The organism is Solimonas soli DSM 21787 (assembly GCF_000474945.1).
Classification (GTDB): domain Bacteria; phylum Pseudomonadota; class Gammaproteobacteria; order Nevskiales; family Nevskiaceae; genus Solimonas; species Solimonas soli.
In genome coordinates this window covers 240,811-256,060 of the sequence record NZ_KI440838.1, presented here as the reverse complement: position 1 = coordinate 256,060, position 15,250 = coordinate 240,811, and the positions used below count along the sequence as shown (strand labels likewise).

The 15,250-nt window shown below is 69.5% G+C and carries 12 protein-coding genes; 6 read left to right on the top strand and 6 right to left on the bottom strand.

The features are described from left to right. Positions 1–8: 8 nt before the first annotated feature. From K344_RS0117535 to K344_RS0117520, 4 genes are all read left to right on the top strand, one after another. Positions 9–287, top strand: coding sequence for a hypothetical protein (locus K344_RS0117535; RefSeq protein WP_157623075.1), 279 nt, complete (start codon positions 9–11; stop codon positions 285–287). Between the two features lie 13 nt (positions 288–300). Then, entirely contained in the window at positions 301–1,521 is a 1,221-nt protein-coding gene (locus tag K344_RS0117530; RefSeq protein ID WP_028081762.1) for an MFS transporter, read from the top strand. Between the two features lie 62 nt (positions 1,522–1,583). Further along, positions 1,584–1,808: an AbrB/MazE/SpoVT family DNA-binding domain-containing protein gene (locus K344_RS0117525; RefSeq protein WP_028081761.1), complete on the top strand. Its 225-nt coding sequence runs from the start codon at positions 1,584–1,586 to the stop codon at positions 1,806–1,808. 9 nt (positions 1,809–1,817) lie between these two features. Next, the gene (locus K344_RS0117520; protein ID WP_028081760.1) at positions 1,818–2,288 is read left to right on the top strand and encodes a type II toxin-antitoxin system death-on-curing family toxin; all 471 of its coding nucleotides are present in this window, start codon (positions 1,818–1,820) and stop codon (positions 2,286–2,288) included. 6 nt (positions 2,289–2,294) lie between these two features. Here the strand turns inward: K344_RS0117520 and ggt are convergent, their stop codons facing one another. The 3 genes from ggt to thiC form a co-directional block, all read right to left on the bottom strand. After that, positions 2,295–4,061: a gamma-glutamyltransferase gene (gene ggt, locus K344_RS0117515; protein WP_051362363.1), complete on the bottom strand. Its 1,767-nt coding sequence runs from the start codon at positions 4,059–4,061 to the stop codon at positions 2,295–2,297. A 136-nt stretch (positions 4,062–4,197) separates the two neighbouring features. After that, complete coding sequence (locus K344_RS0117510; RefSeq protein ID WP_028081758.1) at positions 4,198–6,060, bottom strand: M48 family metallopeptidase; 1,863 nt, start codon at positions 6,058–6,060, stop codon at positions 4,198–4,200. Between the two features lie 27 nt (positions 6,061–6,087). Beyond that, the gene (thiC, locus tag K344_RS0117505) at positions 6,088–7,977 is read right to left on the bottom strand and encodes a phosphomethylpyrimidine synthase ThiC (RefSeq protein WP_028081757.1); all 1,890 of its coding nucleotides are present in this window, start codon (positions 7,975–7,977) and stop codon (positions 6,088–6,090) included. A 318-nt stretch (positions 7,978–8,295) separates the two neighbouring features. Between thiC and K344_RS0117500 the strand changes: the two genes are divergently transcribed. Then, positions 8,296–10,809, top strand: coding sequence for a sensor domain-containing protein (locus K344_RS0117500; RefSeq protein ID WP_051362362.1), 2,514 nt, complete (start codon positions 8,296–8,298; stop codon positions 10,807–10,809). 153 nt (positions 10,810–10,962) lie between these two features. After that, a complete protein-coding gene (locus K344_RS22360; RefSeq protein ID WP_051362361.1) occupies positions 10,963–11,550 on the top strand; it encodes a phosphatase PAP2 family protein in 588 nt (195 codons plus the stop codon). A gap of 39 nt (positions 11,551–11,589) precedes the next feature. Here the strand turns inward: K344_RS22360 and K344_RS0117490 are convergent, their stop codons facing one another. The 3 genes from K344_RS0117490 to K344_RS0117480 all read right to left on the bottom strand — a co-directional run bounded on the left by K344_RS0117490 (position 11,590) and on the right by K344_RS0117480 (position 15,126). Beyond that, complete coding sequence (locus tag K344_RS0117490) at positions 11,590–12,126, bottom strand: NUDIX hydrolase (RefSeq protein ID WP_028081755.1); 537 nt, start codon at positions 12,124–12,126, stop codon at positions 11,590–11,592. 40 nt (positions 12,127–12,166) lie between these two features. Next, positions 12,167–13,030, bottom strand: coding sequence for a 23S rRNA (adenine(2030)-N(6))-methyltransferase RlmJ (locus K344_RS0117485; RefSeq protein WP_028081754.1), 864 nt, complete (start codon positions 13,028–13,030; stop codon positions 12,167–12,169). Positions 13,031–13,158: 128 nt separating this feature from the next. Further along, positions 13,159–15,126, bottom strand: a complete 1,968-nt coding sequence (locus K344_RS0117480; RefSeq protein ID WP_028081753.1) for a hypothetical protein — start codon at positions 15,124–15,126, stop codon at positions 13,159–13,161. Positions 15,127–15,250: the final 124 nt, after the last annotated feature.

Sequence of the window (15,250 nt, the reverse complement as noted above, 5' to 3'; positions counted from 1 at the left end):
CGCGCGAGTTGCGGATCGTCTGGCGCTACACGCCGGACCCGCAACGGCTGCCGGAATTTCTCGCCACCTACGCCAGCGACGGCGTCTGGGCCGAGCTGTTCCGCCAGGCCGACGGCTATCTCGGCACCGAGCTGCGGTCGCTGGCCGACGGCACCTACCGCACGATCGACCGCTGGCGCTCGCCGGACGACTACCGGCATTTCCGCGCGCGCTTCGCGCCGGTCTACGCCCTGCTCGACGAAGCCTGCGCAGCGCTGACGCTCGACAAGCGGCAGGAAACGACCTGAAAAAGGAAGAACGATGGAGACAGGAAATTCCGCGCGCGCGCAGTGGTGCCTGATGATCGCCGCGGCGACCATCCTCACGCTGACCATGGGCGTGCGCCAGTCGCTGGGCCTGTTCGTTGCGCCGATCCACGCGTCGAGCGGCGTCGGCATCGTCGGCATCAGCTTCGCGCTCGCCGTCGGCCAGCTCATGTGGGGCGTCGCGCAGCCGCTGTTCGGCATGCTCGCCGACCGGCGCGGCGCGGTCGGCGTCGTGCAGGCTGGCGGTCTGCTGCTCGCCTTCGGGCTGGTGCTGACGCCCTTCGTTCCGGGCCAATTCGGACTGACGCTGTGCCTCGGCCTGCTGGCGGCGGCGGGCGCCGGCGCCGGCAGCTTCTCGATCCTGATCGGCGCCACCGCGCGCCAGCTGCCGGCCGAGCATCGCGCGTTCGCGGCCGGCTTCATCAACGCCGGCGGCTCCTTCGGCCAGTTCCTGTTCGCGCCGCTGGCGCAGGCGGTGATCGCCGTGGCCGGCTGGGCAGCGGCGCTGTACGCGCTCGCCGCGAGCAGCCTGCTGACCTTGCCGCTGGCGCGTGCGCTGCGTGCGCCGCCTCGGGACGAACCGGCAACCGTCGCAGGCACAGCCGACGACGGACTGAAAGCCGAGCTGCGCCGCGCCTTCGCCGATCGCAACTACTGGTTCCTGCACGCCGGCTTCTTCACCTGCGGGCTGCACATCGCCTTTCTCGTCACGCATTTGCCGGGCGAGGTGCAGCTCTGCGGCCTGCCGGCGAAGGTGTCGTCGAACGCGCTGGCGCTGATCGGCCTGTTCAACATCGCCGGCAGCCTGTTCGCCGGCTGGCTCGGCCAGCGCTACCGCATGAAGTGGACGCTGGCGGCGATCTACGCGAGCCGCGCGCTGATGATCGCCCTGTATCTGGTCTCACCGCGCACGCCGCTGACCTTCTATCTGTTCGCCGCCGGACTCGGCTTCACCTGGCTCGCCACCGTGCCGCCGACCGCGGGCCTGGTCGGCAAGCTGTTCGGCACCCGTTACCTCGCGACGCTGTTCGGCATGACGCTGCTCAGCCATCAGCTCGGCGGTTTCTTCGGCGCCTGGCTCGGCGGCGTGACGCTGGCGCGCTTCGGTGATTACAACTGGATGTGGTATGCCGACATGGCCTTCGCGCTCGCCGCCGCGCTGATCAATGTGCCGATCCGCGAGGCCCGGCCGCTGCCGGCGGCGGCACCTGCCTGAGCCCGCTCTGGCGATGGCAGCCGCAGCGTTATAACATTCGTTAAAACGTCGCGGAGGCCGCCATGGAACTGAAGATCATCGCCGTCGGCAATTCCGCCGGCGTATTGCTGCCGAAGGAACTGCTGGCGCGCCTGCGCGTCGACAAGGGCGACACGCTGTACGTGGCCGAAACGCCGGACGGCATCAAGCTGATGCCGCACGACCCGCAGCTGGCGGCGCAGATGGCGGTAGCCGAGCAGGTCATGCGTGAGGATCGTGCCGTCCTGCGCAAGCTCGCCGACAGCTGAGCACCGGCCATGATCGTCCGGATCGAGAAGCCGCTGGTGCTGATGCTGCACGACCGGCAGATCGCCGAACACGGCGGCAGCGCCGGCCTGCGCGACGAAAACCTGCTCGATCCGGCACTCGCGCGACCGCGGCAATTGTATGCCTACGGCGATCCGCCGCCCGATCTGGCGGCGCTCGCCGCGAGCCTCGCGTTCGGCATCGCCAAGAACCATGCCTTCGTCGACGGCAACAAGCGCACCGCCTTCGTCGCCTACCGTACCTTCCTCGCGCTCAATGATGCGGTGCTGGAGGCCTCCGCCGAGGCCAAGTACACGACCATCCTCGGCCTCGCCGAAGGCCGCATCACTGAAGCCGATTTCGCCGCCTGGCTGCGCGAGCACACGCGCCTGAATCCGCCCGCCCAGGTGCAGGAAGCAACAGCCGCGTACGCAAGTCCCGGCAAGAGCCGGCCGATGACCGCGAAACGCGGGCCGCGCTGAGACGCCTCAGTAGCCGGCCGCCAGTCCCGCCGGCCGGCGCCGGTCGTTGGCGCCGGTGAGCGTGCCGTCGGCATCGACGACGATCGCCGCGTCGGCACCCCAGGATTTGCCGTCCCTGATGGTATGGCCGAGCGCCTGCAGCTGCGCGCGCACCTCCGGCGTCAGCAGGCCCGGCTCGACCATGATCTGATCCGGCAACCACTGCATGTGCAGGCGCGGCGCATCGACGGCCTGCTGGGCGTTCATCCCGTAGGCGATGACGTTGACGATGCTTTGCGCCACCGTCGTGATGATCGTCGAGCCGCCGGGGCTGCCGGTGACCATGAACGGCTTGCCCTTGTCGAGCACGATGGTCGGCGCCATCGAGCTGAGCGGCCGCTTGCCGGCTTCGATCTGGTTCGCCGTGCCCTGCACCAGACCGAAGCCGTTCGGCACACCGGGCTTGGCCGTGAAATCGTCCATCTCGTTGTTGAGGAAGAAGCCGGTATCGCCGGCGATCAGCGCATTGCCGAACAGATAGTTGATCGTGTACGTCACGCCGACCGCATTGCCCTGCGCGTCGACGATCGAATAGTGCGTCGTGTGCTCGCCTTCATCGGCAAACAGATTGCCCTTGATCTCGCTCGAGGGTGTCGCGCGATCGTCGCGAATCGTGCGCCGCAGCGCCGCCGCATGCGCCGGCGCCAGCAACTGCGCCAGCGGATTCGTCACGAACGCCGGATCGCCGAGGTAAGTATTGCGATCGGCATACGCGCGGCGCGACGCCTCGGCAAAAACGTGCAGGCTCTGCGCCGCGCCGTAGCCCCACTGCTGCAGGGGATACGGTTCGACGATCTGCAGGATCTGGCAGACCGTCGTGCCGCCGGAGCTCGGCGGCGGTGACGACAGCACCGCGTAGCCGCGATAGTCGCAGCGCACCGGCGCGTCCCACCGCACGTCGTAGTTCGCGAAATCCTGCATCGACAGAATGCCGCCGCGGGCGATGCTGTCGAGCACCAAAGTGCGCGCGATCGGGCCGCGATAGAACGCGTCGGGACCTTCCTTGCGGATCAGCTCCAGCGTGCGCGCGAGCTGCGGCTGCCGCAGACGCTCGCCGACCTGCCAGGGCTTGCCGTCGTTGAGAAAGATCGCCGCGACGTTGCGGGTCCGCGCGAAATCGGCCGTGCGCGAACCGAGCACATTGACGTCGCCCTGCTGCAGCACATAACCCTCGCGTGCGAGATCGATCGCCGGCTGCATCAGTTGCGCGCGGCTCATCGTGCCGTACTTCGCGCGCGCCGTTTCGAGGCCCAGTACCGTGCCGGGCACGCCCACCGAAAGATATGTGTCGGTACTGCGGCCCTTGACGACCGTGCCCTGGTCGTCCTGCATCATGGTCGGCGTCGCCTTGGCCGGCGCCTTCTCGCGGAAGTCGAGGAACGCCGCCTTGCCGTCGGCGAGATGGATCAGCATGAAACCGCCGCCGCCGATGTTGCCGCAGCACGGCTCGACGACGGCAAGCGCATAGCCGACCGCCACCGCCGCATCGATCGCGTTGCCGCCGGCCTTCAGCACGCGCACGCCGACCTCGGTGGCGAGATGCTGCGAGGTCACGACCATCGCGTGCTTCGCCGCCACCGGCTGCGCCGACGCGAGCTGCGCGAGCGTCGCCGGCGGCGCCGTGGCGTCGAGCGCGCGCGATGAAATGCCGCCCTGCGCACCGGCGGCCGCCGACAGCGAGCCGGCCGCGATCGCCAGGAATGCCACTGCGCACCGCAGGATTGTGTTGCTCATGCCCGATGCCGATCCGGAGGGACTGCAACCATAACGGAGCGACGCCGCGAAGCGGAAATAGCGCGGGACGCCGGCGGCAGGATGGCCGGGCGTACCGGCCTTCGCGCATCGGCAGACGGCACCGCAAGGGCGCGCCTCAAAGCAGGCGCGAATCGCGAACCCGCTTCAGCTTGCTGGCGAAACGGCGGTTGTCGCCCTGCGCGCAGAGGACGAAAGTCTCGCCAGGAAACGCCACCGATTCGACGATGCGTTTCTGCATGGCCAGGCCGCGCTTCCGGGAGTGCCAGGACCACCAGGGCGTGATCGTGAAACCCAGCACATAGCAGGGTCGTTCCGGCAGATGGCGAACCTGCTTGCGTATCAGCCAGGCCGCGCGCAGACCGCGCAGGGCCTGCAGCTGCTCGCGCAAGCCGGCTCGTACCGCGGCCTCGAGTTCGTGCGGGATAAAAGCATCGCTCAGGCGAACCGTTTCGCGCTCGGCCCGCGCGGCAGCCAGCACGCCCTGTTGCTGCAGGCGACGCTCCTGCGCGGCACGCGCCCGCGCCTCGTCGCCGATCGCCAGAAAGTGCTCGATCAGCAGCTCGCAACCCGGCACCACGGCGTCGCTCTCGGCCGCCATCGCCTCCTCGATCAGCGCCACGCCGCCGGCATCGCCGATGCGCAGCAACCTGCGGCCCAGTTCATAGGCCGTCACGACGTCGTGCGGCGCGCGTTCGCGCAGGATGCGGAAGCGTTCGAGTGCCCGCGCAGCGCCCGCGCCCCAGGTCTCCTCGAGCGCCGCCAGCTCGCGCGCCTCGGCCACCGTCAGCTCGGCCCCTTGCGATTCCGATGCGCAGAGCTCGCCATGGCGTTGCTGCTCCTGCTGCGCCTGCGCGTGACGGCGCTGCCAGGCATCGGCCACGGCCTCGCGCCAGCCCTCGTCGAGCTGCGCGGCCAGCCGTGTCGCAGCGTCGCCGAGCAGCTGCTCGGCGCCTTCGCCCTGCGCCGGCAGCGCGAATTCCGCTTCACATCCCAACGCCCGGAGGCGATCGGCGAGCGCCGGGTGCGTATTGTCCGAGGTGGTGCGCTGCCGCAGCGCCTGCTGCAACCAGTCGCTCGATGACGCCATGTCGAGCTCGCGCTGCAGGCTCGCGCCGAACTGCGCATACGGGGTCAGCGACGGCTGCGGCAGATCATTCGCCTTCGCATGAACGCCCGCCCAGAAGCGGCTGCCGAAGTAACGCGCGGAAATCTCGACGTTGGTGAGCGCCTGCGCGGCGGCCTGCGGCGACACCAGACGCGCCGCGACGGCGTCGGCTTCGTACTCGTTGGCACGCGCCAGCGGAAACGAGTACGCCTCGAAGTACGGCAGATAGCGGTTGAGAAAAGGCCCGAACAGCACGCCACCGGCACCGGACGAATGGCGCAGCGCATGGCCGAGACGCTGCCAGGACATGCGCAGCCGGTAGATCCAGTTGCCGACGCGGGCATGCCCGCCAGCCAGGTGTCCGAATTCGTGTGCCAGCACCGCCTCGAACTGCCGCGTGGTAAGGCTCTGCATCAGCGGCAGCCCGAGCAAGAGATAGTTGCGGTGCCCGCCGAAGGGGCCGAGGCGCGGCAACTGCACGACCGCGGCATTCATCTCGTCGACCAGCAGCACATGATGAAAACGCGGCGCACGCAGGCGCGCGCTGAGGCGATCGAGCATCGCGTACAGCTGCGGCACTTCGCTGCGCCGCAGCGGAATGCCGGGCGGCGCGTCGAACTTGACCCACACCGCGCGCAGCACCAGCCAGATGAAGGCCGCCAGCGGAATGATCAGCTTGACCGCCAGCGCCTTGAGAAACAGCACGGAGAGCGCGGCCAGCACCAGCAGCGCGAACAGCGCCAGCAACACCGCACCGAGATAGGCGTAGCCGGCAAAGGCCAGCAACAGAACCCGGCGGCGGTACGCCGCCGGGTTCTGTTGCTGTGCGCGTTCGAGCCGCGCGACGAGCGCGTCGAATTCGTTCCTCGTCATATCCCCCCCCGGCACCCCCGCGCCGTTTCAAAGCGTGCGATAGACCTCGGCGCCCTGCTCGCGGAACTCGGCCGATTTCTCCGCCATGCCCTTCTCCAGCGCCGCCGCTTCGTCGGCGCCGACCTTGGCGGCGTAGTCGCGCACGTCCTGGGTGATCTTCATCGAGCAGAAGTGCGGGCCGCACATCGAGCAGAAGTGCGCGAGCTTGGCGCCTTCCTGCGGCAGGGTTTCGTCGTGGAATTCCTTGGCCTTCTCCGGATCGAGGCCGAGGTTGAACTGGTCTTCCCAGCGGAATTCGAAGCGCGCCTTGGAGAGCGCATTGTCGCGCACCTGCGCGCCGGGGAAGCCCTTGGCGAGATCGGCGGCGTGCGCGGCGATCTTGTAGGTGATGATGCCTTCGCGCACATCGTCCTTGTCCGGCAGGCCGAGGTGTTCCTTGGGCGTGACGTAGCAGAGCATCGCGCAGCCGTACCAGCCGATGTTGGCGGCGCCGATGCCGGAGGTGATGTGGTCGTAGCCCGGCGCGATGTCGGTGGTCAGCGGGCCCAGCGTGTAGAACGGTGCCTCGAAGCAGTGCTTGAGCTGCTCGTCCATGTTCGACTGGATCAGCTGCATCGGCACGTGGCCGGGGCCTTCGATCATCACCTGCACGTCATGCTTCCAGGCGATCTGCGTGAGTTCGCCGAGCGTGTGCAGCTCGCCGAACTGGGCGTCGTCGTTGGCGTCGGCGATCGAGCCCGGGCGCAGGCCGTCGCCGAGGCTGAAGCTGACGTCATACGCCTTCATGATTTCGCAGATTTCCTCGAAGTGCGTGTAGAGGAAATTTTCCTTGTGATGCGCGAGGCACCACTTGGCCATGATCGAGCCGCCGCGCGAGACGATGCCGGTGACGCGGTTCGCGGTCCACGGGATGTAGCGCAGCAGCACGCCGGCGTGGATCGTGAAGTAGTCGACGCCCTGCTCGGCCTGCTCGATCAGCGTGTCGCGGTACAGCTCCCAGCTCAGTTCCTCGGCGCGGCCGTCGACCTTCTCCAGCGCCTGGTAGATCGGCACGGTGCCGATGGGAACCGGCGAGTTGCGCAGGATCCATTCGCGCGTCTCGTGGATGTTCTTGCCGGTCGACAGATCCATCACCGTGTCGCCGCCCCAGCGCGTCGACCACACCATCTTCTCGACTTCCTCGGCGATCGACGAGGTGACGGCGCTGTTGCCGATGTTGGCGTTGATCTTCACGCGGAAGTTGCGGCCGATGATCATCGGCTCGAGTTCCGGGTGGTTGATGTTGGCCGGGATGATGGCGCGGCCGCGCGCGACTTCCGAGCGCACGAATTCCGGCGTGATCTCCTTCTGCAGGAAGGCGCCGAAGGAATGGCCGGCGTGCTGGCGGCGCAGGTAGCCGGCCTTCTCGTAGGTCTCGCGCAGCTCCTGCAGGCGGCAGTTCTCGCGAATGGCGACGAACTCCATCTCCCGGGTCACGATGCCGCGGCGCGCATAGTGCATCTGCGAGACGTTGGCGCCGGCCCTGGCCTTGCGCGGCGCGCGGATGTGCTCGAAGCGCAGCTCGGCGGTCTTGTCGTCGGCGGCGCGGATGCGGCCGTAGATCGAGCTCGGCCCGCGCAGCTGCTCGGTGTCGCCGCGCGCGTCGAGCCACGGCTCGCGCAGCGGCGCGAGGCCGGCACGCAGGTCGATCCTCACGTTCGGGTCGGAATACGGGCCCGAGGTGTCGTAGACCGTGACCGGCGGATTCGGCTCGAGGCCGTTCGCGGTCTTGGTCGCCGTCAGGGAAATCTCGCGCATCGGCACGCGAATGCCCTCGCTGCCCTCGACGTAGATCTTGCGGCTCGCCGGGAACGGCTGGCGGACGTCGGCCGACAGTTCGTCGGCCTTGCGGAAAATATCCTGCAGTAAAGCGCTCATCGCGGCACCTGCGAATGGGGCAAAGAGCGAGCGCGAACGGAAACGAAAATCCCGTCTAGCCTTCCCTTCGCCGGTAGAAAAATCCCTCTCCTGGGGGAAAGGGCTCAACGGCCAGGTTCCAAGGGTCTTATCTCAGCCGTCGCACACGACGGCACCCCCGGCTACGAGCGGCTAGTGTAGTGCGCCCGGCCGTCCCCGCAAACCGTGCGACCGGCGCGGCGCCGCGCTGGTCGGCCCGCAGGGCCCTTCCGGCGACCGCTTCTGCTAGCGTTGCCCGGGCGCCGCACAGAATCGGCGCTTACAGCCAGGGTCGGCCATATGCTGGACAATGCGCACGACGTACCGTCGACGCCGGGCCCGGGACTCGGCGAAGAGGAGCGCCTGCGCCTCGTCATCGAGGCCGCGCCGAACGCCATGATCATGGTCGACCGCCACGGCCGGATGATCCTGGTCAACTCGCAGACCGAGCGCCTGTTCGGCTATCCGCGCAGCGAGCTGCTCGGCCAGTCGGTCGAGATCCTGGTGCCGGCGCGCTTCCGCGAGGGCCACCACGGCGCGCGGCGCGGCTTCTTCGCGCGGCCGGACACGCGCTCGATGGGCGCCGGCCGCGATCTCTACGGCCTGCGCAAGGACGGCAGCGAGGTGCCGATCGAGATCGGCCTCAACCCGCTGACCACGCCGGAAGGCATCTTCGTGCTGGCCTCGGTCATCGACATCACCGAGCGCAAGCGCAGCGAGGAGCGCCTGCGCCTGGTCATCGAGGCGGCGCCCAACGCGATGCTGATGGTCGGCAGCGCCGGCGGCATCGTGCTCGTCAACTCGCAGGCCGAGCGCCTGTTCGGCTACCGGCGCGAGGAACTGCTGCAGATGACGATCGAAGCGCTGATTCCGCAGCGCTTCCGCACCGCGCACCGCCGCGCCCGCGGTGCCTTCTTCGCGCAGCCCGATACGCGCGCCATGGGCGCCGGCCGCGACCTCTACGGCCTGCGCAAGGACGGCAGCGAGGTGCCGATCGAGATAGGCCTCAACCCGCTGACCATCGACCAGTCGCAGTTCGTGCTCGCCTCCGTCATCGACATCACCGAGCGGCGCAACGCGGAACGCCTGCAGCGCGCGCTGCAGGCCGAATCGCTGCGTCAGGCGATCCTCGACAGCCTGCCGTTCAGCGTCATCGCCACCGACACCGAGGGCCGCATCGTCTCGGTCAATCCGGCGGCGGGGCGCATGCTCCACTACCAGCCGCAGGAGCTGGTCGGCCAGTCGACGCTGGTCATGCACGTCGGCGCCGAACTGGAGCGCCGTGCCGAGGAACTGTCGAACCAGACCGGCCTGCACATTCCGCCGGACTTCCAGGTGATCGTCGCTTCCGGCAGCTACGACAAGGCCGACGAGCGCGAGTGGACCTACGTGCGCAAGGACGGCGTGCATCTGCCGGTCAACGTCGCCATCACCGCCATGCGCGACGACGCCGGCCGCGTCAACGGCTTCCTCAAGGTGGCCTACGACATCACCGAGCGGCGCCGCGCCGAGGACTTCATCCGCCACATGGCGCATCACGACGCGCTGACCGGCCTGCCCAACCGCACGCTGCTCAACGACCGCCTCGAGAGCGCGATCCGCCATGCCCTGCGCCACGGCACCGCGGTGACCGTGCTGATGCTCGATCTCGATCACTTCAAGCGCATCAACGACACGCTCGGCCACCAGACCGGCGACAAGCTGCTGCTGCAGGTCTCGCAACGCCTGCAGCGCCGCCTGCGCGACACCGACACCGTGGCGCGGCTCGGCGGCGACGAGTTCATCGTCGTGCTGCCGGACGCCGGGCCGCCGGACGAGATGCAGTGGCTCGCCCACGAGCTGATGCGCGCGATCTCGGCGCCGATGCAGATCGACGGCCGCGAGCTGCTGGTCACGCCGAGCATCGGCGGCGCGCTGTTCCCGCGCGACGGCCTCGACGCCGGCACCCTGCTCCGGCACGCCGACACGGCCATGTATCACGCCAAGGCGAGCGGGCGCAGCAGTTTTCACTGGTTCACCGAGAGCATGCTCGAGCAGTCGCAGGACAAGCTCGAGCTCGGCTCGGCGCTGCGCCGCGCCATCCACAACAACGAGCTGACCCTGGTGTTCCAGCCCGAGATCTCGCTGCGCGAACGGCGCACCGTCGGCATCGAGGCGCTGCTGCGCTGGCAGGGACCGCAAGGCGACATTTCGCCGGACCGTTTCGTGCCCATCGCCGAGGAGACCGGCCTCATCGTGCAGCTCGGCGACTGGGTGCTGCGCCGCGCCTGCCAGGAATGCGCCGAGCTGCAGCGCCGCACCGGCCAGCCGCTGCGCGTGGCGGTCAATGTCTCGCCGCGCCAGTTCCGTCACAAGGAGCTGATGCGCACGCTGCGCCGCGCCCTGCTCGAAAGCGGCCTGCCGCCCGCCTGCCTGGAGCTGGAAATCACCGAAGGCATGCTGATGGACGAGCCGAAGGAAAGCGCCGCGCTGCTGCTGTCGCTGCGCCGTCTCGGCATCGCCATCGTCGTCGACGATTTCGGCACCGGCTATTCGAGCCTCGCCTATCTCACGCGCTTCCCGATCGACAAGATCAAGATCGACCGCTCCTTCGTGCGCGATCTCGCGCACGACAGCGCCGACGCCGCCGTCGTCAACGCCATCATCGCCATGGCGCACAGCCTCGACATCCGCGTCATCGCCGAAGGCGTGGAGACCGAGGCGCAGGAGCGCTATCTGCTCGAACGCGGCTGCGACGAGGTGCAGGGCTTCCGCTACAGCCCCGGCGTGTCGGTCGACGCCATCGAAGCGCTGCTGACGACAGCACCCGGCTGAGCCGCGCGCGCCGCTCGTCCGCGGCATCGCTACCGCCGGTGCCGGGCGGCGCGGCTTTCGACATTGCGTTGACGTGCCGTGCACCGGCCTTTGACGCGGCGTGCCTGACAGTCGCCCGCAGCCGCAGACCGCGGCGGAGCGGGACCTCCACGCATGAATGCACGACCGGCCCTGGCCGCCATCGCCACGACGCTGGCGCTGCTGACGACGGCCGGCGCGCAGGCCGGCAGCGGCATCGCCGACGAAATCAGGAGCGACCCCGATCGCGCCGCCGGCGACATCTTCCAGATCCTCGATCCGCTGCTCGCCGCCGGCATCACCCTGTACAAGGGCGACGATCAGGGCACCAGGGAATATGCCTACGATTTCGCGGCGACCTTCGCGGCCACCGAGGCACTGAAGTACGCCTTCAACAACACCCGCTGGGGCGAGCGGCCGAACGGCCACGACGGTTCCTTCCCGTCGGGCCACACCTCGGCGGCCTGCTCGGCGGCGGCCTTCATCAGCGACCGCTACGGCTGGCAGTACGGCCTGCCGCTGTACGCGACCGCCGCCTTCACCGCGTACTCGCGCGTCGACGAGGGTTTCCACCACTGGCGCGACGTCATCGCCGGCTGCGCGCTGGCCTACGGCATCTCCAAGCTGATCACCAGGCCTTACGCGCCGCAGGGGCTGACCGTATCGCCGATGATCGACAAGGACACCGTCGGCGTCGAGCTGCGTCTCAACTTCGACCGCTAGCGGAAGCGCGGCGTGCACGGCCGCGCGGCCTTCAGCCCGTCAGGCGCCGTCGCGCTGGATGAAGTACAGCGCCGCGTAGACGCGCGGCTCGATCAGCAGGCCTTCGGCGGCGCGGGCGCGCAGCCACTCGTCCACCGCGCCGAGCGGCACCAGGTGCACGGTGATGTTTTCACCGGCGACGCCGCCGCCCTGGCCGACGCGCCGCAGGCCGCGGATGCGCACCAGGTGCAGCATCTCGCTGGTCAGACCGGCGGCGACCGGCCCCGAGACGAGGATGTCGGCGCGCGCGCCGCGGAAGCCGGTCTCCTCCTCGAGTTCGCGCAGCGCCGAGGCTTCGATGCTCTCGTCCTCGAGGCCCGCCTCGTCGCCGATCATGCCGGCCGGCAGCTCGATGGTGCGCGCCCGCAGCGGCAGGCGGTATTGCTCGACGAGCACCAGCTCGCGCGCATCGGTGACGGCGGCGATGAAGCCGGCGCCGCTGCTGTTGACGCGGCTCACGTACTCCCAGTGGCGGTCGCGCAGCAGGCGCAGGAACTTGCCGCGGTACAGTTCTTCGATCGGGTGACTGTCGTTCATGGTCGATGAGAAGGCCGCGCCGCAGGCGGCCGATGGGCGTTCAGGATTTTTTGCCGGGCGTCCACTGCTCGGCGCGCGCCGCCGCCTTCGCGCCCTGCGCGAGCTGCTGCGCCAGCCACGGCAGCGCCGCGTCGGCCTCGCCGACGAAGGCGAACGGCGGGTTGACGACGACGACGCCGCAGGCGTGCATCTGGCCCTCGCTCGGCGCGCCGGTCTCCAGCATGTAGTTGATCGCCTCGCGCGCGCAGTCGCGGCGCAGGCGGCGCAGGAAGCGCTCGGTATCGAAGCGCTTCTTGTACGGATACCAGACGGCGTAGACGCCGTTCGCGAAACGCCCGAGCGCGCGCTGCATGAACGCGCCCACGGCGTCGAACTCGTCGGGCCGCTCGAACGGCGGATCGACCAGCACCAGGCCGCGCTTCTCGCGCGGCGGCAGCAGCGCCGGCGCCTCGTAGCCGTCGCGCTGGTGGATCGCCACGCGCGGATCGGCGGCCAGCGTGCCCTTCAGCTCGGCGGCGATCGCCGCCTCGCGCTCGCAGAGCAGCACGCGGTCATTGCCGCGCGCGGCGCGCGCCGCGAACCACGGCGAACCCGGATAGCGGCGCAGCTCGCCGTCCGCCCAGCGCGGATTCATGGCGCGCACCACGTCGAGATAGGCGGCGACCGGCTCCGGCGCGGCGGCGGCGCCGATCAGGCGCGCGATGCCGTCGTGGAACTCGCCGGTCTGCTCCGCCGCCGTGCGCTGCGCCGCGTCGCGCAGCTCGTAGGCGCCGGCGCCGGCGTGCGTCTCGACATAGGCCCAGGGCGCGTCCTTGTGGTTCAGCGCGCGCAGCAGGCCGCAGAGCAGGACGTGCTTGAAGACGTCGGCGAAGTTGCCGGCGTGATAGCGGTGTTGGTAGTGCACGGGTCATTATCCCGCGTTCGCGCCGCCGCGGAACACCGGACGTGAAACGAGAACGGGTGCGGCGCCGGGAGTGATGGCGCCGCACCCCTTCACGGGGGCGGCCCGGGTCCGCCCCCTTCCCCCGAACGCTAGCGGCGACGGTTCATCACAGCCGGCGCCGGCGGCGCGCGGCGCAGCGGCGCCCGCGCTGTCTTCAGCGCCGCCGCATCGAGCGGCTCGTAGTCGTAGAAGCGCACCAGCGCGGTGTTCGGCGTGCTGTCGGAAACGCCGTGCACGGTGTCGGTGAAGCGCAGCTCGAGCACGTACTTGCGCAGGCCCTCGCCGGCCAGCGGAATGATCCAGCGCCGGTCGGTGACGATGCAGCCGGCCGTGCCGGGCTGGCAGTTCGGCGTGTCGCTGCCGATGTCGTAGGTGCGCTCGGCGGCGATGCCGTCGCCCTGCACGCGCCAGAAGAACGGCGTCTGCGTGGTGTGCACCTCGCCGTCGTAGAAATCGTCTTCCTGCGCCCCGCTGCCGCCGACGTCGAAGCGCAGGCGGAAGCCCTTCAGCGGCAGGTCCGGCGCCTGTTCGTTGCCGATGCCGAACTGGTAGTAGCGGCCCGGCACGTCCGCGGCGTCGACGTCCTCCGCATCGTCGAGATCGACCAGCGCGGCGCCGGCGTCGACGAAGCGGCCGTCGTCGGTGTCGAGTTCGTAGAACAGGTCGTCGGCATGCGCGTCGACGGCGCGCAGCACGCGGTAGTGGCCCGTGCTGCCGTCGTCGAATGCCAGCGTCACCGCGCGGCCGCCGGCGTCCACGCTCCAGTCGAAGCCCTTGCCGAGCACGTCGGCGCTGCCGCTGCCGTCGGCGTTGAAGACGGCGATGTCGGCCTTCACGGCGTGCTGGGCGGCGTCGTAGACGTAGAAGGTGATGCGGCTGCCGGCGAGATCGGCGCCGTCGATTTCGGCGAAGTCGCTGTCGGCGAGAATGGTGCGCGCGCTGGTCGTGGTCGCCGTGCGCGCTTCGAGCGACGGGCAGTCGAGGTACGTGACCTGCTCGGTCTCGGTGCTGGCCAGCGTGCGTGCGCTGAGCAGGGACAGCGTGGCGCCGTCGCTGACGTGGCGCGCCTGCACTTGGCGCACCGTGCCGTTGCAGTTCTCGACGTCGTAGCCGGTGACTTCGATCGGCGCCGCGTAGCTGATCCTGATCGTCGAGCCCTCGACGGCCCAGCTGATGTCGGTGCTGAACGAGCCGGCCGCCAGCGTGCCGCTGCCGTCGGCGTTGAAGGTGTAGGCCGACACGCGGTTGAAATAGTTGAAAGTGAAGTTGGCGTCGGTCGACAGCGTCGCCGCGGTCAGCGTGGCCGGCACGGCGCCGCTGCTCAGCGGCTGGTTGAGGCTGCTGTCGCTGCTGATCGCGGTCTGCGTTTCGGCGAAGGCCGCCGGGTCCTGATCGTGGGCGGCGGCGACGAAGGCCTGCGCCGCCTCCGCATCGTTGACCAGGTCGAGCGTCGACGCGTAGCCCTCGGGCAGCGGATAGCTTGCCGCCGCATCGACGGCGAGCTTGATGGCCGTCGCCAGATCGAGCACGTCCTGGCCGTTGATCGCCGAGCCGAGACTCTGCAGCACCGCCGCGCTGGTGATCGGCTGGCCGCCGTTGGCCTGCCGCAGCAGCGCCGCCTCGGCGGTGCTGACGTTGGTGACCTGCGTGGCGAAGTTCTCGTCCGGCGTCAGCGTGCCGTCGTCGCCGGCCTGTCCGGCCAGCGTGCCGAGATCGCCGAGCAGGCTGGTGAACTCGACGAAGGACTGCGCGCCCGTGCCCCTGGCGTCGACGCTGACGAAGCCGTCCGCCTCGTCCTCGGGGACTTCGACATCGACGCTGTAATCGCCATCGGCATCGGCCGTCGCGGTGAAGGTGCGGGCGCCGACATGGACGCTGACGTCGGCGTTGGCGACCGGCTCGTCGGTGACCCTGCCCGTCAGCCGGAGCTTGACGGTCGTCGCCGGCGGCGGCGTGTCATCGCCGCCGCCGCCGCAGGCGACGAGCTGGGTGCCGAGCAGGGCGGCGGCAATGAGCGTGAGCCGGTACGGCCGGCCGGCAAGGCGGTGCGCGTTCATCAGGATGCTCCCGGACGTGGTCGATGACCGGCTCGCCGGACGACGGCGCGGTTCTGCGAAGCACGCTAGGCGCGCGCTCCCGGCCAGTCCTGTGGATGGCCTCGCCGAGTTCTGGCGGATTTCT